The organism is Bacillus kalamii, from assembly GCF_047238185.1.
Taxonomy (GTDB): Bacteria; Bacillota; Bacilli; order Bacillales; family DSM-1321; genus Bacillus_AD.
Window position 1 is genome coordinate 302167 of record NZ_JBDFMI010000006.1, and the last position, 18973, is coordinate 321139.

Annotated in this window: 20 protein-coding genes and 1 pseudogene; all 21 read right to left on the reverse strand. The window is 43.3% G+C overall.

Annotated features, from left to right (window positions below; genetic code table 11):
- Positions 1 to 8 precede the first annotated feature (8 nt).
- Complete coding sequence (locus ABC357_RS19190; protein ID WP_412889209.1) at positions 9 to 545, reverse strand: F0F1 ATP synthase subunit delta; 537 nt, start codon at positions 543 to 545, stop codon at positions 9 to 11.
- Complete coding sequence (locus ABC357_RS19195; protein WP_412889210.1) at positions 542 to 1063, reverse strand: F0F1 ATP synthase subunit B; 522 nt, start codon at positions 1061 to 1063, stop codon at positions 542 to 544. Before ABC357_RS19195 ends, ABC357_RS19190 begins: the two co-directional genes overlap by 4 nt.
- Positions 1064 to 1228: 165 nt before the next feature.
- Positions 1229 to 1441, reverse strand: a complete 213-nt coding sequence (gene atpE, locus ABC357_RS19200; RefSeq protein ID WP_050616593.1) for a F0F1 ATP synthase subunit C — start codon at positions 1439 to 1441, stop codon at positions 1229 to 1231.
- A 58-nt stretch (positions 1442 to 1499) separates the two neighbouring features.
- Positions 1500 to 2210, reverse strand: coding sequence for a F0F1 ATP synthase subunit A (gene atpB, locus ABC357_RS19205; protein ID WP_412889211.1), 711 nt, complete (start codon positions 2208 to 2210; stop codon positions 1500 to 1502).
- Between the two features lie 6 nt (positions 2211 to 2216).
- Complete coding sequence (locus ABC357_RS19210) at positions 2217 to 2603, reverse strand: ATP synthase subunit I (protein ID WP_412889212.1); 387 nt, start codon at positions 2601 to 2603, stop codon at positions 2217 to 2219.
- 452 nt (positions 2604 to 3055) lie between these two features.
- On the reverse strand, positions 3056 to 5263 hold the full coding sequence (locus ABC357_RS19215; protein WP_412889213.1) for a S8 family serine peptidase: 2208 nt from the start codon (positions 5261 to 5263) through the stop codon (positions 3056 to 3058).
- 111 nt (positions 5264 to 5374) lie between these two features.
- Positions 5375 to 6520 carry a non-hydrolyzing UDP-N-acetylglucosamine 2-epimerase gene (gene wecB / locus ABC357_RS19220; RefSeq protein WP_412889214.1) on the reverse strand — a complete coding sequence of 382 codons (1146 nt, stop codon included), beginning with the start codon at positions 6518 to 6520 and terminating at the stop codon, positions 5375 to 5377.
- A 16-nt stretch (positions 6521 to 6536) separates the two neighbouring features.
- Positions 6537 to 7166, reverse strand: a complete 630-nt coding sequence (gene upp / locus ABC357_RS19225; RefSeq protein ID WP_412889215.1) for a uracil phosphoribosyltransferase — start codon at positions 7164 to 7166, stop codon at positions 6537 to 6539.
- A 227-nt stretch (positions 7167 to 7393) separates the two neighbouring features.
- Entirely contained in the window at positions 7394 to 8635 is a 1242-nt protein-coding gene (locus ABC357_RS19230) for a serine hydroxymethyltransferase (protein WP_412889216.1), read from the reverse strand.
- Positions 8636 to 8886: 251 nt separating this feature from the next.
- Positions 8887 to 9462 carry a TIGR01440 family protein gene (locus ABC357_RS19235; protein WP_412889217.1) on the reverse strand — a complete coding sequence of 192 codons (576 nt, stop codon included), beginning with the start codon at positions 9460 to 9462 and terminating at the stop codon, positions 8887 to 8889.
- Between the two features lie 12 nt (positions 9463 to 9474).
- Complete coding sequence (gene rpiB / locus ABC357_RS19240) at positions 9475 to 9927, reverse strand: ribose 5-phosphate isomerase B (RefSeq protein ID WP_412889218.1); 453 nt, start codon at positions 9925 to 9927, stop codon at positions 9475 to 9477.
- Between the two features lie 195 nt (positions 9928 to 10122).
- Positions 10123 to 11070 (reverse strand): methyl-accepting chemotaxis protein, encoded by a 948-nt coding sequence (locus ABC357_RS19245; RefSeq protein WP_412890075.1) that lies wholly within the window; start codon positions 11068 to 11070, stop codon positions 10123 to 10125.
- A pseudogene (locus tag ABC357_RS19250) lies at positions 11062 to 11412 on the reverse strand (HAMP domain-containing protein); the annotation flags it as partial. The gene ABC357_RS19245 and the pseudogene ABC357_RS19250, both read right to left, overlap by 9 nt.
- Positions 11413 to 11450: 38 nt before the next feature.
- Positions 11451 to 11897, reverse strand: coding sequence for a low molecular weight protein arginine phosphatase (locus tag ABC357_RS19255; protein ID WP_412889219.1), 447 nt, complete (start codon positions 11895 to 11897; stop codon positions 11451 to 11453).
- 257 nt (positions 11898 to 12154) lie between these two features.
- Positions 12155 to 12670 carry a manganese efflux pump MntP gene (locus tag ABC357_RS19260; protein WP_412890076.1) on the reverse strand — a complete coding sequence of 172 codons (516 nt, stop codon included), beginning with the start codon at positions 12668 to 12670 and terminating at the stop codon, positions 12155 to 12157.
- 341 nt (positions 12671 to 13011) lie between these two features.
- A complete protein-coding gene (locus ABC357_RS19265; RefSeq protein WP_412889220.1) occupies positions 13012 to 14043 on the reverse strand; it encodes an L-threonylcarbamoyladenylate synthase in 1032 nt (343 codons plus the stop codon).
- 177 nt (positions 14044 to 14220) lie between these two features.
- The gene (locus ABC357_RS19270) at positions 14221 to 14649 is read right to left on the reverse strand and encodes a GNAT family N-acetyltransferase (RefSeq protein ID WP_412889221.1); all 429 of its coding nucleotides are present in this window, start codon (positions 14647 to 14649) and stop codon (positions 14221 to 14223) included.
- Between the two features lie 123 nt (positions 14650 to 14772).
- Positions 14773 to 15630 carry a GNAT family N-acetyltransferase gene (locus ABC357_RS19275; RefSeq protein WP_412889222.1) on the reverse strand — a complete coding sequence of 286 codons (858 nt, stop codon included), beginning with the start codon at positions 15628 to 15630 and terminating at the stop codon, positions 14773 to 14775.
- An 86-nt stretch (positions 15631 to 15716) separates the two neighbouring features.
- The gene (gene spoIIR, locus ABC357_RS19280; RefSeq protein ID WP_412889223.1) at positions 15717 to 16496 is read right to left on the reverse strand and encodes a stage II sporulation protein R; all 780 of its coding nucleotides are present in this window, start codon (positions 16494 to 16496) and stop codon (positions 15717 to 15719) included.
- A 93-nt stretch (positions 16497 to 16589) separates the two neighbouring features.
- Complete coding sequence (locus ABC357_RS19285; protein WP_412889224.1) at positions 16590 to 17696, reverse strand: ABC transporter permease; 1107 nt, start codon at positions 17694 to 17696, stop codon at positions 16590 to 16592.
- Positions 17697 to 17699: 3 nt separating this feature from the next.
- The gene (locus tag ABC357_RS19290; protein WP_412889225.1) at positions 17700 to 18965 is read right to left on the reverse strand and encodes an ABC transporter permease; all 1266 of its coding nucleotides are present in this window, start codon (positions 18963 to 18965) and stop codon (positions 17700 to 17702) included.
- Positions 18966 to 18973 lie beyond the last annotated feature (8 nt).

Genomic DNA, 18973 nt, shown 5'->3' on the forward strand with positions numbered 1-18973 from the left:
TACGATTGTTAATTTAATAGTTGTTTTTCTAAACGTTCAAGCTTGCCGCTGATACTTCCGTCAAAAATGCGGTTTCCGATACGAAGCTTGATGCCGCCAAGTAACTCCGAATTAACGATGTTATCTATTTTCAATGATTTTTTTCCTACTTTAGCTGCAAATACAGTTGAAATGGATTCTCTTTCTGCATCTGTAAGCGGGCGGGTCGTATAAACCTCAGCCTCAGCCACTGATTTCTCTTCATTCACCAGCTCAACTACATGCTCTGCCATCAATGCGATTTCAGCAGTGCGGTGTGTGTCGAGCATCAAGGAAAGTGTATTGCGCATTTCCTGTGAAGTTGTGGAAAATGCTTCATTCAGAAGCTGTTTCTTTTGTTCCATTGTAATTTTAGGATTACTTAGGAAGCTCAGGAATTCCTGATTCGAAGAGAACACTTCTTTCACTATACGCGCTTCTTCAATAATTGAATCGAGTGCGCCTTTCTCTTTGGCAAGTTCAAACAGAGCCGCTCCATAGCGATTCGCTACTATTGTATTGCTCATTGTTTATCTCCTGCCTCTTGAAGATACTCGTTGATCAATTTTTCTTGATCTGCTTCATTCAACTCTTTCTCGATTACTTTAGAAGCTATAAGCACAGATAAAGAAGCCACTTGCTCGCGAAGAGCTGTGACAGCCTTTTCCTTCTCGGCAACGATTTCGAGTTTTGCACTCTCTTTAATGCGTTCTGCCTCCGTACGAGCAGCTGTAACAATCTCATCACGTTGAATATCGCCCTGTTTTTTGGCGTTTTCAATCAATGTTTGCGCTTCTGAGCGTGATTGCTTCAACAGTTCGCGTTGCTCTTCTACATAGCGACTCGCTTCTGCACGTGTTTTTTCAGCCTCATCAATTTGAGATGCGACATGTTTTTCACGTTCTTTCATCATGTTGACAAGCGGTCCCCATGCGAACTTTTTAAGTAATGCTAACAAGACAAGGAAACAAAGCAATTGGAAAATGATATCGCCGGCATTGAAATTCAGGCCTGCTGCCCCAAGAACTAAATCATTTGTTAACACGTTTGGTTCACTCCTTTCAAAGAGTTGTTCGAGTATGATATCGTCACATCCGTTGGCCGGATGCTAATTTTCTGTTTCAGAGCCCTTTCAGGCTGATTTTGCGAAAACAATAAAAGGAAGGCGAAGTCTATGGTAATGAGCTTCGCCGATAACCTTTCCAAACAATTATCTACCGATAACCATGAACGCAATAACTGTAGCGATGATTGGAAGTACCTCAACAAGACCAACACCGATGAACATTGTAGTTTGAAGTGTACCGCGTAGTTCTGGCTGGCGAGCAATCCCTTCGATTGTACGAGAGATAAGCAAACCGTTACCAATACCTGCACCTACTGCCCCTAAACCGATTGCGATTGCAGCTGCTATAAGACCCATGATAAAAATCCTCCTAGAATTTAATTTAATGTTTAAATTTTTACATTATTGTATATAATTAATGGTCATCGCTCACTTTGTGGGCCATGTAAACCATTGTTAACTGAACAAAAATAAATGCTTGTACCCCACCTACGAAAATGGAGAATCCTTGCCAAGCAACCATTGGAATGATTGCAGCGACTGTGCCGAAACCTACAGGTATGGCCAATCCTGCCAATAAGCCTAACAGAATTTCACCAGCATAGATGTTTCCGTAAAGCCGCAGACCTAATGTCAATGTATTAGCGAATTCTTCAATAATTTTGATCGGAAGCAAGAACGATACAGGCTGTATAAAGCCTTTTGCGTAGTTTCCGAACCCTCTCATACGGATACCGTAATAATGTGTTAACGCCAAGATCATTAGCGATAATGATAATGTGACTGCCGGATCCGCTGTAGGCGATTTCCACCATAGCTCATGTCCAACAGCAACGCTGAATGGCAGACCAAGCATATTTGAAATAAATATGTACATGATTAACGTCATGCCAAGCATCAAGAAGCGGGCGCCAGACTTCCAGTCCATAGAACTGTTGATTATATTCTTAACAAAATCCACAACCCATTCTATGAGATTCTGCTTGCCGGTCGGCTTAAGCTTCAGGTTCCGCGTAGCAATAAAGGCAATCAAAAACGTAATTGCACTTGCTACTAATATCATCATGCAATTTGCCAGGTTAAAATGCAGACCCAGAAATTCCACAATAGGAGCAGTATGATTCACGAGTATTCACCTCTCTTCCCCGTAATTGACTTTAGATTCGTGGATAATAAAAATTATAATCATGACAACTGTCGCTGTCACTAATCCCAAAACTGTACTAATAATGCTGAAATGTTCCGGATAGCGCATTGCTATAATAGTAGCCAATATGGCCGATGCGTACCTGGAAGCACTGCCTACTGAGCGCGCCTTCTTCCCTGCTACAGCCACCTCGCCGATCTTGATCGATCTCCGCGCAAGCAGCCACAGGTTAAACAGGCCGACGCTTGTACCTAGAATGAGCCCGGCAAAAACAGCTTGATACTTTGTAAAACCCCACCCCAATACATAAAGGGCTAATAAATAGAGTATGTATTTCAGCTGTCTTTTAAACATATATTGTATATCTGGCATATTCTTCAATCTTCTCCCCGGATATCTTTTTAATTTAGGTTTCCCTATTATGTACCCAAAAGTCTCACGTGCTACTTTCGAAAGGATGCACATAATAAAAATAGCATCTCGGCTGCAACATCAATTGACTACTTACACCGAAAACGCCTACCTATCAACACATATTCCATATCGTACCGAGACATTGAGAAACGCAAAAAAATAAAGAAACAATACAATTATCCCATAAATTCCTGCGGTATGAAAAGGCATTCAAATCCCAAGATTGACAACGTGGGTAAGTTAGAAAAAAGATTGTAGAAATTTTTAGAATACCCTATCAATTTATACCCTAAGTAATAATACAATAGCAAATATAGGTTGTCAATGAGAGTCTGTTGAATTTTGCCAAGTCCCAAAGGCTTTTGTGAAGAAGTTCATAAAACGTTAAAAAACCATTGTTTTCAGCCATTTCAAGCAATTAAGACGGATTGGTAAAACTCTTGGGTCCGCCCCTCCTTCTCAAGTATGATGACAGCTCGGTACAGCCCTCTGCCCGGAAGCTGTTTTCTAGCCACCTCTTTTTCCAGCAAGCCTGTAGGCGCCGGTGTAACTTGATCCAAGATTCCTGCGAAACGGAAGGTATCGAAGTCATATAAAGCGATGGTCAGCTTATCTGCCCCTCCCAGCACATACATGCCGTATCGGTATGACTGTCCGCCAGGGACTCTGTCAAAATGGAAGCCCATCACCTTCGGATAATCCACCTCTGCCTTCAAATAGATAAAGGGAATATGAAGAGGCTTGGTTCCTTCTGCCAAAGTTATGAACCCATCGTAGATTCCTTTTTCCAGTTCATTGGGATGCACTGTCAATCCTAGCATAAATTCCTTCTTCTCTTTTGGCTTCAATGTGAACTTTCTAGGAAAATGCCATGATAATCCAGATTGGTATGGAGGAATCCAAAAAGCATAATGCTTCGTTTGATCTGACGTATTTTCAATGATTATCTTTTCTTCATGCTCTTCTATACTTTGTTTACGATTGAACAATCCAAAAGTTACAGAACTGGGATACAAAAATGTATCTGCTTTTACAGCCTGATCGATTTGAATTCTGCCTGCACCTTGCTCATACGTTTTATACACCTCTCCATCCTCATTTGTCAAAACTTTTGCTGTAGTCATTAAAGCGGATTTAATTTGCTCCGGTTTCCAGTGTGGATGAGCCTGTTTCAGTAATATTACTGCACCTGTTACATGTGGAGCTGCCATGCTTGTGCCTTGCAAGTACATATATCCATCAGGAACTGTACTATTGATTTTCACCCCTGGTGCAACAACGTCCGGCTTGATCGACCAATTGACTGTAACCGGTCCCCTTGAACTAAAATCCGCTAATAAATCCTCCTGTTTTCTATAAACCGTCTTAACCATCGAGGACTGCCCCAGCAATTCCTTTAATCGGAGACCGTCCTTCCTAGATATTGTAACAGCAGGGATAGGCAGGGATTTAACAGTGCTTCCGATAAATGAACCTTCTTCGCTATTATAGATAATTACCCCTGCAGCCTTGTGTTTTAATGCATTATCCACTTTCGTATAAAGGGTGTCCCCTCCACGTTCAATAAGAACTATTTTTCCTTTCGCCCGATGGTATTCTTCCAATTTTCCGCTTCCGGCATCTGATAAGCAGATGGAAGGATGGGCCTTCCAAGTTAACGCTCCCAATATCTGTTGTACTGGAATATAGGTTGTTGTATTACCTAATCCCGCCTGTAAAAAAGGGGAATTTATAGGAGGGGACGATGCACCTACTGAAATCGCTTTCTCAGCAGTGCCGGGGGAACCTACAGTCCACACGCCCGGACCTGAATTTCCAGAAGATACCACAGCAGTAATCCCAAAAGACACTGCTCTATTCAACGCTTCAGTGACCGGCATATCCGGTGCATTCACAGAACTTCCCAACGAAAGATTAATCACATCCATTTTGTCTTCAATGGCCGCTTCTATTGCTGCAATAACACTTTCACTGTTGCCAGAACCTCCAGGCCCTAGCGCGCGATATGCATATAACTCCGCTTCCGGTGCAATTCCAACCCCTTTGCCGTTTGCTGCAATAATGCCGGCAACATGGGTGCCATGAAATGTAGCTTCCCTTGCAGGCTTCTTCGTTTCCATTGGATCATTATCCAGGTCGACTAAATCTCTTCCTCCCCGATACGCTTTTCTCAAATCAGGATGCAAATAATCTACTCCTGTATCTATGACCCCAACCTTTATGCCCTTCCCTGTCAGCCTATTCTTTTTTTGGTCATAAAGTCCCCTCATTGAATTGCCTCCAATGAATGGAATGCTGTCAGAAATAGCCGACTTATATGATGCCGAATCGTATAATCCGTCATCTCCGTATTCTCTCTTGAGTGCAAGCAAGGCCTTCTTTTTGCCCGTTATAGATAGACCATTGATGGCATAATGGAATTCCCGTTTCACCCGGATATCCGCCATAGTCGCTAGCTTTTTTTTGACTGCCTTTTTTTCTTCATCATTCCTGAACAACATAATCATACTATTTTGGCCACCGTTCTCGGATAAAGTTTGAGCTATACCCTTTTTTTCCGACACGATTGTCATAATGAACATGCAACATATTAATAGAAGAAACTTTTTTGTTTTCATTCAAATCCTCCCATTTTTAGGATTTCTATTCCTTTAAGGAATTATGCAAAATGAAGGATAAATAGAAAAAAAGCGCCGCTCCCTAAAGAACGGCGCTTTTTTTCTATTTTTTTATGGGTTGTACGGTTCAGGTGCTGAATCACTTTGTTTAAAGTAATAGCGGATGGCCTCCGCAATCCGTTTGGATGCATTGCCATCGCCATAAGGATTTGCAGCATGCGCCATTGCTTTGTATGCTTCTGCGTCTGTCAGCAATTCCTTAGCCATACTGTAAATTGTTTCTTCTTCCGTGCCAGCAAGCTTGAGTGTACCGGCTTCGATTCCTTCAGGGCGCTCAGTTGTGTCGCGCAATACAAGGACAGGGACCGCTAAAGAAGGTGCTTCTTCCTGTACGCCGCCTGAATCGGTCAGAATCAAGTGCGCTCTTGAAGCAAAGTTATGGAAGTCGTATACATCCAACGGTTCAATCAACTGGATGCGCGGATCATTCCCTAACACTTCATCTGCAAGTTCACGGACAACCGGATTCAAATGGACTGGATAGATGACTTGAACATCATCATGCTCCTCCACCAAGCGCTTAACCGCACGGAACATATTGCGCATCGGCTGTCCGAGGTTTTCGCGGCGGTGCGCAGTCAATAGGATCAAGCGGTCATCGCCAAGCTTATCAAGAACCGGATGGCTGTATTCCTCTTTAACAGTGGTCGATAAGGCATCGATCGCTGTATTCCCAGTTATGAAGATGCTTTCTTCCTTCTTATTTTCATTCAGAAGGTTCTGTGCTGCCTTCGGTGTTGGGGAAAAATGCAAATCAGCCATTACACCTGTTAACTGGCGGTTCATTTCCTCAGGGAATGGGGAATATTTATTCCACGTGCGAAGCCCGGCTTCCACATGGCCAACCACAATTTGATTATAGAAGGCGGCAAGCGCTGCTATGAAAGTGGTGGTTGTATCGCCATGGACAAGCACGATGTCAGGCTTTACTTCTTTCATAACTTTGTCCAGCCCCTCTAATCCGCGTGTGGTCACATCAATCAAGGTCTGTCGGTCTTTCATAATATTTAAATCATGATCAGGCTGAATAGAGAAAATCTCCAACACTTGATCCAGCATTTGGCGGTGTTGAGCAGTTACGGTTACGATTGATTCAAAATGCTGTGATTGATTTTGAAGTTCTAAGACTAATGGCGCCATTTTTATCGCTTCAGGTCTTGTCCCGAAGATTGTCATTACCTTAATGCGCTGGGTCATGTTTTATCACCTTTTCTTATTTAGTCCCGAAAAGACGGTCTCCTGCATCTCCCAATCCAGGTACGATATAGCCTTTTTCGTTTAGTTTTTCATCAAGGGCAGCAATATAAATATCCACGTCCGGATGAGCTTCCTTCAATGCATCCACACCTTCTGGAGCAGCGATCAGGCACATGAATTTAATATTTTTTCCGCCGCGGTTTTTCAAGGAATTGATCGCTTCGATTGCCGATCCGCCTGTTGCCAGCATTGGGTCAACAACGATGAAATCTCTTTCTTCCACATCACTAGGAAGTTTCACATAATATTCTACGGGCTTTAATGTTTTTGGATCTCTATATAAACCGATGTGGCCGACTTTGGCAGCAGGGATCAGCTTCAGGATGCCATCAACCATTCCAATTCCTGCACGAAGGATAGGAACAATCCCAATTTTTTTACCGGAAAGAACTTTAGATTTTGACACTTCAACAGGTGTTTCTACATCTACTTCTTCAAGGGGCATATCACGTGTGATTTCGAAAGCCATAAGAGTGGCAACTTCATCAACCAATTCACGGAATTCCTTAGTACCAGTCGCTTTGTCACGAATGTATGTTAGCTTGTGCTGAATTAATGGGTGATCGAATACATAGACCTTTGTCATGAAGGATCGCTCCTTTTCAAATTTTAATTGCACGTTTATAGTGCACACTTCTGTCCATTCTACATAAAAAGACTGCAAGTAGCAATATACTTCCTCAAGTGTCGGAAAAACTTCATCGCTCCACGCCATTATACCGCTTTTTAGGAGTTTCGTTCAAACCGGCTATTCAATGGCACACCCCAAAAAAACTGTTTAGCGTATATACGCCAAACAGTTTAATGGTCATCTTATAAAGATGGATATAATGTATATTTTCCTGATAAAGTAACGACTCTTTCTTTTGCTTCTGATTGTTTTGCTTCATCTTCAGGATACTTCAATGCTAAAGCCATGATGCTTGCAATTTCATCCATATCCTCTTCGTTAAAGCCGCGTGTGGTAACAGCTGCAGTACCGATTCGGATCCCGCTTGTGACAAATGGGCTTTCCGGATCAAAAGGAATGGTATTCTTATTAACAGTAATGCCAACTTCATCGAGAATATGTTCTGCCACTTTACCGGTCAGATTAACTGTACGCACATCCAAGAGCAACAAGTGGTTGTCCGTTCCGTCTGAAACCAGTTGAAAACCTTCTTTTTTCAATGCATCAGCCAACCGTTTAGCGTTCGTGATGATTTGTTTTGCGTAATCCTTAAAGGATTCATCTAACGCTTCTCCAAATGCAACCGCTTTGGCGGCAATCACATGCATCAAAGGGCCGCCCTGTATGCCAGGGAAAATGGACTTATCTATTTTCTTTGCAAATTCCTCTTTGCAAAGGATCATGCCGCCGCGTGGGCCGCGCAAGGTTTTATGTGTTGTAGTCGTTACAAAGTCGGCATAAGGAACTGGATTTGGATGCAATCCTGCTGCAACCAAGCCTGCTATATGCGCCATATCAACCATTAGATAAGCGCCCACTTCATCTGCGATTTCACGGAATTTCTTAAAGTCGATTTCACGTGGATAAGCACTCGCACCAGCTACAATCAATTTTGGTTTATGTTCTTTCGCTTTTTGCAGAACATCTTCGTAATTGATTAGATGGGTTTCTTTGTCTACGCCATAATCTACAAAATTGTATAGTACACCGCTGAAGTTAACCGGACTGCCGTGTGTTAAGTGGCCGCCATGTGAAAGGTTCATGCCCAGCACTGTATCGCCTGGTTCAAGAATCGTGAAATACACAGCCATATTGGCTTGTGCGCCAGAATGCGGTTGAACGTTGGCATGCTCTGCTCCAAATATTTCTTTTGCACGGTCTTTTGCCAGGTTTTCCACAACATCCACATGCTCACAACCGCCGTAATAACGCTTGCCAGGGTAGCCTTCGGCATATTTATTAGTCAGAACGGACCCTTGTGCTTCCATTACTGCTTCACTAACAAAGTTCTCAGAAGCAATCAATTCGATTTTCGTTCTTTGGCGCTTTAGTTCATCCTGTATTACATCAAATACTTGACGATCCTGCTCTTTTACATGTTTCATTGCCATCCTCCTCGATTCGTATACCATCCTTGATGCGACATGATATGAGTACGTTTTTTGAAAATTCTACTTTATTCTATCATGTTCGCATTCCTGTTGGTAGTATGTATTTACAATCCACTTTAATATATTTAACTCGCACAAAGACGAACTTTATTATTTTTTTATAAATAATTGTTCGTTTTCAGTTAGTCAAAAGTAAAAAACAAGACCCGATAGGCCAACCATCTGCCTATCCGGTCCTTATCGATTTACCTGATTACTTCATAAACTGCACGCATGCCGCCGATCAGTTTAGGCCTTGTCACTGCCATTGTCACATACGCTTTTCCGATATGCGCCGTATTCGAACGGACCGGTACAGCGACATGTTTCAAATGCATACCAATCATGGTACTGCCGATATCGATGCCAGCGTCCGCCTGTATGTATTCCACCATTACAGGTTCCTTCAGATGGCCGTATGCATAAGCAGCCAATGCTCCTCCTGCGGATTGGACAGGAACAACCGATACTTCCTCATACCGCCCTTCACGCATTGTCTCAGCTTCGACCACAAGTGCTCTGTTCAAATGCTCACAGCATTGAAACGCAGCCTGAAGGCCATTTTTTTGGCAGAAGTGCTGCACCGTTTGGAATATCGCTTCTGCCACTAGAATCGTACCGCCCGTACCAATCTGCTTGCCGACTACTTCCGATGTACTGCAGCCTACTACGAACAGCTTGCAGCGTGCAAACTCAGGATGCTGCTTCAAATCATGAAGCATACGCTCTAATTGCTGTTTCATTTCCTCTACATCATACGGATGTACTCTCTCCTCTGACATGGCTTCCGCCCCCTATAATGAAGGATTTGTGTTTTCGAACTCTGTAATTTTATTGACGCGATTTTCATGGCGCCCGCCTTCAAATTCAGTAGTCAGCCAGATTTTCGCAATATCTCTTGCCAACCCCGGCCCAATGACTCTCTCTCCCATTGCCAGCATATTTGTGTCATTGTGCTGGCGTGTGGCATGTGCACTGAATGTATCATGGACTAAAGCACAGCGGATCCCTTTCACTTTATTGGCCGCTATGCTCATGCCGATTCCTGTTCCGCATACAAGTATCCCACGATCAAATTCACCGGCAGCCACTTTTTGGGCTACTGGAAGGGCATAGTCCGGATAGTCAACAGACGTATCGCATTCACAGCCAAAATCCTCGTACTGGATGCCCATTTCCTCCATCAATGCTTTCAATTCCTGGCGGATATGGATTCCGCCATGGTCTGACGCGATTGCAACTTTCATATCTATCTTCTCCTTTTAGTATTGGATTGTAATGAATTCATCTATATCCATTCTACCTAATAGTTTATTTATTAAAAAGGTGTACATCCATAAGATTTCAACCCTATTATTGGGAAGCCTGCTAAATCAGCATTTACCTTCCCAATAATAAAGCCCTCCGTCTCATTCAGCCGGAGAGCTCTGTTCATTTTAATCCTACACAAGGAAGCGGGTAATGGTATTTTTTAATTTATCCGCCTGTTCTTGAAGAATAACTGTCAGTTGTTCGACATTATCAATCACACGCGCCTGTTCCTGAGCGGATACCGCCACTTCTTCCGCCGCAGCAGACGTTTGTTCCGCTATCGCAGCAACATCCTGGGATTGCGTAGACGTTTGTTCAATGCTCTCCATTTGCCGGTCGACCAAGGCCGTAATATCTATGACCTCTTCCGCCACCTTATGGACTGTGCCTGTCATTTTCTCAATTATGATGTTGGTTTCATTGCCTTTCTCAGCTTCACGGTCAGCACTCTCCACCTGGCAGCTGATTTGCCCCACAACACCTTTCACGTCATTTTGGATATTCTGTATGAGTGTCGAGATCCCTTGCACTGCCTTGGCACTTTGATCTGCCAATAGCCGTACTTCTTCCGCTACTACAGCAAAGCCCTTTCCATGCTCACCGGCCCTCGCGGCTTCGATGGAGGCATTCAGTGCCAATAGGTTCGTCTGCGCTGCTATATCGCCCACCAACTGAATAATCTGTTCTACTTCATTCGCATTTTCTTCCAGCCTTTTTACCGCGGAAAGCGACTGCTGGTTCTCTCTGGCAAGATCATGGATACCGGAAATCAGAGAATGGATGACCTCTTTACTGCGATTCAATTCTTTGACCATCATAGCCGATGTATCGGCAGACGTACGCGCTTTAACCTGCACCGTTTTAGCGATGGCTGTAATATCTTCAACGGACTCAGCCGTGTTTTGGATAGACACGGCCGAATTATCCGCACCTGCAGAAATCTCTTGAATCGTTTTGGAAATGCTGTCAGCTTGTTCGGCTGCAACTGCCGATTCCTCTGAAATGGTCATAACCTTTTCATTCGTTTGGGTAAAATTCTGTTCTATGCTTTGTACCATTTCTCTTAAATTGTGGAGCATCCGATTAAAAGCCAAACCTAAAGAACGGATTTCATCATCAGACTTCGATACTTCCAGATCCTCTTTTATATTGCCTTCGGATGCCTTTATGGCCACTTTCTCCAAATTCTCCAACGGCTTCACCACAAAACCGGCTGCGAAAATAGCGATGAGCCCCGACCAAATAATACCCAGCAAAAGAGTAATGATCGTAAACCAAACTTGATTTGCCCCTTCAAAAAACATCGGATATAAAATGTAAATGAAGAAACCGCTTGTTGAATATGTAATAAGTGCCACAACCGTTATGAAAAGCGCCAATTTCTTTCTCAAGCCAAACCGAAATGTTTTTTTCTTGTTCATTTTTGTCCCCCTATGTTACAGCTGATGACCCCCCATCCCTAGTGGCCGCCCAGCTTTTCGACTAATTTACCGATTAGCTCTTTCAATTCCATAAACGTCCCTTGGTAATGCTGCTTGGTGCCGCCGAAAGGATCCATTACATCCATTGAGTCATACTCTCCGCCAACAAACTCCTTCAATGTAAATACTTTGCCTGTATACTGGGGAAAAGCATGCATGATAGCATTGCGATGGGATTGCGTCATTGCCAGCACATAGTCTGCCCACTCCATGTCTTCCCGACTTAAGAGCCGGGCTGAATGATGGTGTGCGATGTGATGGTCATTCAGCACTTCCTGGGCATAACGGGATGCCTCATCGCCGCTGTGAGCGTATACTCCCGCGGATCTCACCTCCACCTGCTGATTATCCATATGTTTTAAAAGTGCCTCTGCGATAGGACTTCTGCACGTATTCCCTGTACAAACAAATAGTACACTAGTCATGGAATATCCTCCCTTTTATCTATTATAAAATATTTAACTGCTTTTCCAAGCCCAAAATAAGATTTAATTAAAACAGCTTTTGCTAAACGTCACAAAATTTACTCAATTCCACAAATAGAGTAGATACCTACTCTACTATTATACTCTGTTCTTCTTTTTCTTGTTTGGCTCATTTTTCCCACAGAAAAAAGGATCTTATTTTCTTGAACAAGATCCCGGTTCTTGCTATATATTATGTTTCCCGAAGGCACTGCCCATCAGATAGGAAGAAGCAATTTGATTCCAAAAGCAAACAGGACGCTGCCTCCAAGCACCTGGCTGTATACGCCCAACAAACCCTGTACCTTGCGGCCAATCATAAGCCCTGCCAATGTCAGCATAGTGGCCATCAAGCCGAATAAGGTAATCGCCAGGAAAGTCCTTGCACCGTATATGCCCAACGTTAAGCCAACCGAAAAACTATCCAGGCTTACACTTAGCGCAAAGACAAGTAAACCAAACCCGACCGGCACGATAAATCCATTGCTTTCTCCCTTTAACCCGGATATAAACATGCCTAGCCCCAAAAGAATAAGCAGCAAGCCTCCTGCATAGGTGGCATACGTGCCGAATTGATCTGATAAAAAGCGGCCGGCGGACATTCCAATCAATGGCATAATGATATGGAAAATGCCAACTGTTGCCGCTATGATTCCTATCTGCCGTAATCGGAGTTTATACATCCCCATCCCCAGGCCAACAGAGAATGAATCCATCCCCAGAGCAAATGCCATCAATAACAATGTAATGAATTCACCTATTGTTGCGTGCACACTTCTCAACCCCCTTGGACTTGCTCTCTAAACATATGCCCGTCCAAGAAAGAATAGAACAATAAAGTAAAGCGGAGAGCGCCTGCTTAGCCCCGACAAGCTTAAGACGAGAATTGCTCAAAGGCTGGTTTTGCCTTTGACTATTCTCGGCTTAAGACCTCGAGGGGGTGGCGCTCGGAGCTAGATCAAGAAAAGCGCAGAGCGCCTGCTTAGCCCCGACAAGCTTAAGACGGGGCTTACAGGAAGCATGCCCTGGCCGCCCCACAAAAAAAGAAGCCTTTCCAGCTTCTTTCTTCTACATTTTATTCTTTCAGCAAATGGTGCCCGGCTGCTTTCATCAATCGGTTCATAATCGCATCGCCAATTCCATCGCGAGGGAACACTTCGCCGTATATGATATCGGCTCCACAATCATCGAACGATCGCAAGGCATCATAAATACCAGCCGCCACTGTCGAAAGGTCCTTCCTGGAACCGCATGTTATGATGTAATCCGCCTGATAAGAACCGCTATGTTCAACAGTTGTAAGCACTCCTACCTTCTTCCCTTCCTTTTTGCTTCTGTCTATGGCGTTCTGGATAAAATCCACACTGCCATCCATCAACACAAAAGGGGCATCAGGCGCATAATGCGTATATTTCATGCCAGGAGCTTTAGGCACTTCATGTTCGCTGTGTAGGGCAGCATCCTCTTCTACACGGTCAATGACTGTCAACAAATCTTCCTTTGTTACGCCGCCCGGACGAAGTATCACAGGTATGTCCGTTGTACAATCCAATACCGTTGATTCAACGCCCACTCCTGTTTCTCCTCCATCTACTATTCCACTGATTCTGCCAGACAGATCTCCTTCAACATGTCCCGCTGTCGTCGGGCTAGGCTTTCCTGATAAATTGGCGCTCGGAGCAGCAATTGGCAGATCGGCAGCAGCAATAAGAGCGAGCGCAACAGGGTGGTCCGGCATACGGATTCCCACGGTTTCAAGTCCTGCTGTTGCAAATTCCGATAAGCCGCTCTTTTTCTTCAGAATAATGGTAAGCGGTCCTGGCCAAAACGCCTCCATCAATTTCTGGGCAGTCGGCGGCACTTCCTGCACAAGTTCCTGCAATTGCTGAATCTTGGCAATGTGGATAATCAGCGGATTATCGCTCGGACGCCCTTTTGCTTCGAATATTTTCTTGACTGCCCCATCATCTGCGGCATTCGCACCAATTCCATATACAGTCTCTGTCGGAAAAGCGACGGCTTCGTTTTCCTTCAACAATTGAGCTGCAGCTTGGATTTGGGGTTCATGATCGATTGTCGGATCTATTTTCCAAACTATTGTTTTCACTTTGTACACCTTCTATTATACGAGTCTGAATGTCTTCTTCATTCTATTATAACCCTACTTTACTAACAAACGCACATATTCCCCATACTGAATATTCGGTTATAATTGCTCGTTTTATCCACAATTTGTGGATAATAACTTATTAATTGTTGATAATTATGTGGATATGTACATAAACTATAGAGTTTTACACATAAAAAAGACATCTTCTACTCGGCCGAATTCCATGAAGGCTGTTGATAACTTGATTGCTTCCGGCATATTTTCTTGATCCGTTTGTTCAAAGTCAAATGATGTAAAGAAGGCTGCGCTGTCTTTATGGTTTGATGCCAAATAAATAGAATCACTCCCCAATTCTTCAACCAACCCCATTGCATCATTGAACAATGAAGGGAGCACATGGATAGGGAAAGCCGGAGAAAAGACAAAGGAGCGCAGGAAAGCGGTACCTGCCAGTATTTGAATCCCCAATACGCATAACAGCTCCCCTTTTTCTCCTTCTACATAGATAAATTGGCAGCTTTCATCATATATGGCTGCGCTCTTTTCGATAAATGATCGAATACGCGGATAATCCTTTTGTATCCCTTTCTTCACAATATACATGCAAATTCCCCTTTCGACTTATGTTCTATTAAGTCTATGAACGAAAAGGGACAAATAGAATAGGAAGTAAAAGATTTCATAAAAAGATATCCACATACTTATTCACATACTCTCGGCAGACGATCAGACAAGATAATACGCAATCACATTGTTCTGTTGAAATCCTACCGATAAATAGAGAGATAGAGCATTTTGATTATCAGTTTCTACATCCATTTTCACCTTTGCAATCCCTTCGGCACCCAACTTACCTAATATTCGTTCCAATGACGCCCTCCCATAGCCTTTCCCCTGTTCATCCGGATCGATTGCAAAAGCAGATAGATAAACAGAGTCTTCTTCTTGACTCGCTGTAATCGTACCAATTATTTTATTTTCATAGACGATGGCGTAGAGTTGATGTTCACCAGAGTGAACATTGCGCGCCAGTAAAGCTGATACCTCTTCTTCTGAGTCCCCAAAGCTTCTTTGCAAAACTCGGCTTATGGATTCAATATCTGAATCTGCAGCTTCTTTTATAGCTACCTTATTTTTTTCAATAGCCTCAAAGCGGTCAAGCACGGCACTTAAGCCATATTCGGAGAATAGCAGGTTAGACCCAAGCTGATTGGCAAACGCTATTCCGGATACAGATTTTTGGTCCACTACTAGCAATTTTTTATATGTCTTCACATTTGCTTCTTTTTGCAGAATAGACAGCATCTCTGACATGATTCCCCGCCGCCGTGCTGAAGGCAGTACCATGCCCGCCAATTCTACCTCTCCATTATCTATCATGCTGTATGCACCCAAAAAACCAATAAGATTCCCCCCATCTTCGCACCACACATAGTAGCCTTTACCTATCTCTGGATTTCTCATCATAGGCACATTCAACGACTCTATCAACGATATGGAGTCTTCTTTTTCGCAAAGGCATGCCAATGAGAGGACCCGCTCTATCTCTTCGCCCGCCAATGCCGTTTTATAATACATATTCATAGCCAACTTCACCTCCATTATAAAAGGAGCCTTTCGGACTAAAGGCTCCCTTTAAGTGTAACTTATCAACTGAATCAGCGGGTTGATTATTCAAATAAATCTTTCATAAGATCCGCAAAGAACCAGCGTTTTTCGATTTTAACTGATTCTTCATCCCGTTCCGTATATAAAGGCGGTTTAGCTTCATCCTCTTTCTTTGTTTGGTGTTTTGAATCATCCTTATTTTCTTTGGAAAGACCCTTATTCTCCTCCAATTCCTCCTCGAGTGAAACATGTTTCTCATCGGTCCCGCCAGCTTCATCCATAGACATCTCTTCATCTTGCTTTTCCTCTTCATCCATCGCTTGGGCACTGACCGCTGTCCCATTTGAAAAATCAAGGAAACATAAAGGAGGAAACAAGACACACCACCAGTTTGCCCCTTCCCCTGCTCCGAGAGTAATGACAATAGCCTCATATTCTCCAGCCGGATATAAGAATTGCCCGTATAGTTTTGTAGGGAATTTCGCCTTACCGAATTCCACCTTCACAGACTGGTTGGAGCCGGCCTTCGCTACATGTTGCTTTGCTATATTCTGTATATCCGGCACATGACTTTTGATGATACTTCGCGCTTTATCGATCGAAGTCAGATCTTTCACCCAGGTAGTAATATTCGCATTCACTTCATCACGGATCGCCCGCTTCAAATCTTGGTCTTTCTCTGTATCACTGTTTGCCAGTATCCGGAGCCTGATCGCTTCCTTCGGGATAATGACTGCTTCCTCCGCTGCTTGAGCATTTTCAGCCTTTGGTATATAAAAGCTCAGGATGGTTCCCAAGCACAACATGACAACATATAATCCTGCAAAATTGGTTTTTTTCATTTGATTCACTCCCCCTTGTAGCACTCATTCTGGCCAAAATCCATCTATCTTAAACTAGCAAAATAGATATTTTTCAAAGGGGAGCCTATTCTATTATTTCCGGTCGATTACTTTTATGCCAATGCCCAATAGTACCGCTCCCATCAGAAAGAGGATGCCCATTGGATACAGCAAAGCAGACCAGCTTTGCCCATAGATGGTAGCTCCCTTGAGAGCCTGCATTCCATAAGTGATCGGCACTATTTTAGATAAAAGAAGAATCGTTTTGGAGGTAACAATTTCTAGCGGCCAATAAGCTCCTCCGAGCATGGCCATTGATACAGCCAAAAAAGGAACAACTGCCCTGAATTGCTGTAAGTTCTTTACAAGCGCAGCAATTAATAGCGCAATAGCAATAATGCAGAACGTATACGGAATCAGGATGATCAGCGTTTTTCCGAAGGCTCCATAGAATTGGTACTGCAGCACAAAACGGAATATGCAAAAAACAAGCGCCATTTGAATATAGCCTGTTATGAAACTGTAGGCCAAATTTCCGGCATACAATTGCCATTTCCTCAACGGAGACAGAAGCAGCCGATTCCATATGCCATTTTGTTTTTCGGTCAGAATGGTCACAACATTAAAGGATATCGTAAAAATGACGAAGAATAATCCAAATCCAAAAAGGGCTTGTAAACCAGAATCATCACGGAAGGCATCCTTGGCCATAAACCCTTTCTTCTCCACCTCAAATGGCGTTTGATCTTCCAGTTTGGATAAGTCTTTTTTCAATTCAGCCGCTTCTTCCGGCGTCTTTGTTTGTACTTGTTCCATAATGGCATCCGTGCGTCCAAGATCCTGGTAGCCCTTATTCAATTCATAGTTTAGCAGGGAAAAATTTTCCCCTTCCGCTATGATAAAAATGGTAGCGCCCTTCGATTTCAGTTCCACAGCCATTTCACTTTTACTATCATTGACAGCTTCTAAGGCATCTTCCTTATCCTCTGGACTAAAATGAAATGTATTGGATGCATTCAATTTTTGCACGATCGGTTTTAATTGCTGTTTCGTTAATTCGCTGAATACCGGTACTTCAATCTTCCCTCCATAGTTCATGCCCATCACATACGAAAACGCCAATAAAATGACTGTCATTGTGATAAATGACCATGGTTTGCGCTTCAGCAATCGGAATTTCACCCTCAATACAGCCAGCATCGGTTACTTCGCCTCCTTTCTTGGAAAAATCATGACTGCCGCCGTTAGCAGGATGACAGCATAGGCAATTAATGTGGCTATATAGGTCCCCATTGCAGATAAATCGTAACCCTGAGCAATCTTCATATAGGCTTTAAGGCCTGCTCCATTCAAGGATAGTTCCCCAATCTTTTGCATCCAATCCGGGAAACTGTCTATCGGCACAAAGCTCCCCCCAAAAAAAGCAAGGACTGCCACCACTACACTAGAAAACGAATCAGCAAACGACTCTGTTCTTTCCCGATAGCTTAAGGACGCAAGCAGTGCTGACAGCCCTCCAACCGCCATGCTAAGAAGCAGGGAAACAAGGATAAAATCAAAAACACTTGCCATTTGCACACCAAAACAGAAATGAGCAAACGTAAATAAGATCACCAATTGAACAAAACCGATAATACTGCAAGATGCCATGACACTGCCTAAATAGGCCCATGGAGAAACCGCAGCCAACCGGATTCTCTGATAGATATGCTTTTCCTTTTCAAGCAAGGCAAAGGAAGCCAGTGTCGAAGCGACATATAATACAAACATCGTACTCATGCCAATCGTATAATAAGTCGATGAGTCTATTGTTTTCATTCCATGCACTGTTTTCTTTTCGATATGGACAGCACCTTGCTTCCCTACTGTATCAAGAGGCATTTGATGGACTTGCAGGAACGAAGCGTATGCATACTCCTGTTTGAAATCCTGAAGTATTTTATCCACAATGCCTGCTGTTATTTGTTCATTTTCATTTTTGATCAATGTCAAGGAAGGCGGTTTTCCTTCCCCAAGTAAATAATGCTGCAGGAATGAATACGTAAAACCTTCCGGAACTTCAATGATTGCAGACGTATCTTTCTGCTTTTTAGCATCTGACAACTTATTCGGCCCTACGGCATGAAGCTCGATGTTCTTCTCGCTCTCCTTATTCCCAAGCACCTTATCCTTTAATGTGGAGATAGGCAACGTCTGTTTAGCAGCGGCAATCAGCTGTTTCTTCCCCTGCTCCGGTATAGTAGGAGAGGCTTGGACCTCCTTCATAAATGTTTGTAGTTCTTGTTGTTCAGATGCATGCTCCACGACATACACCTTCGCCTTGATTGCACTTGCCCCTGAATTCATCAAGCCTCCAAGCGCAACACCCAAAATACTGATCAGCGCAATCGGCATCACCAGCAATATAATCAATTCATGTTTATTCCGAAGCAAAACGTTCATATTTTTTTTGATTAATTGGGCAAACATCACATCAC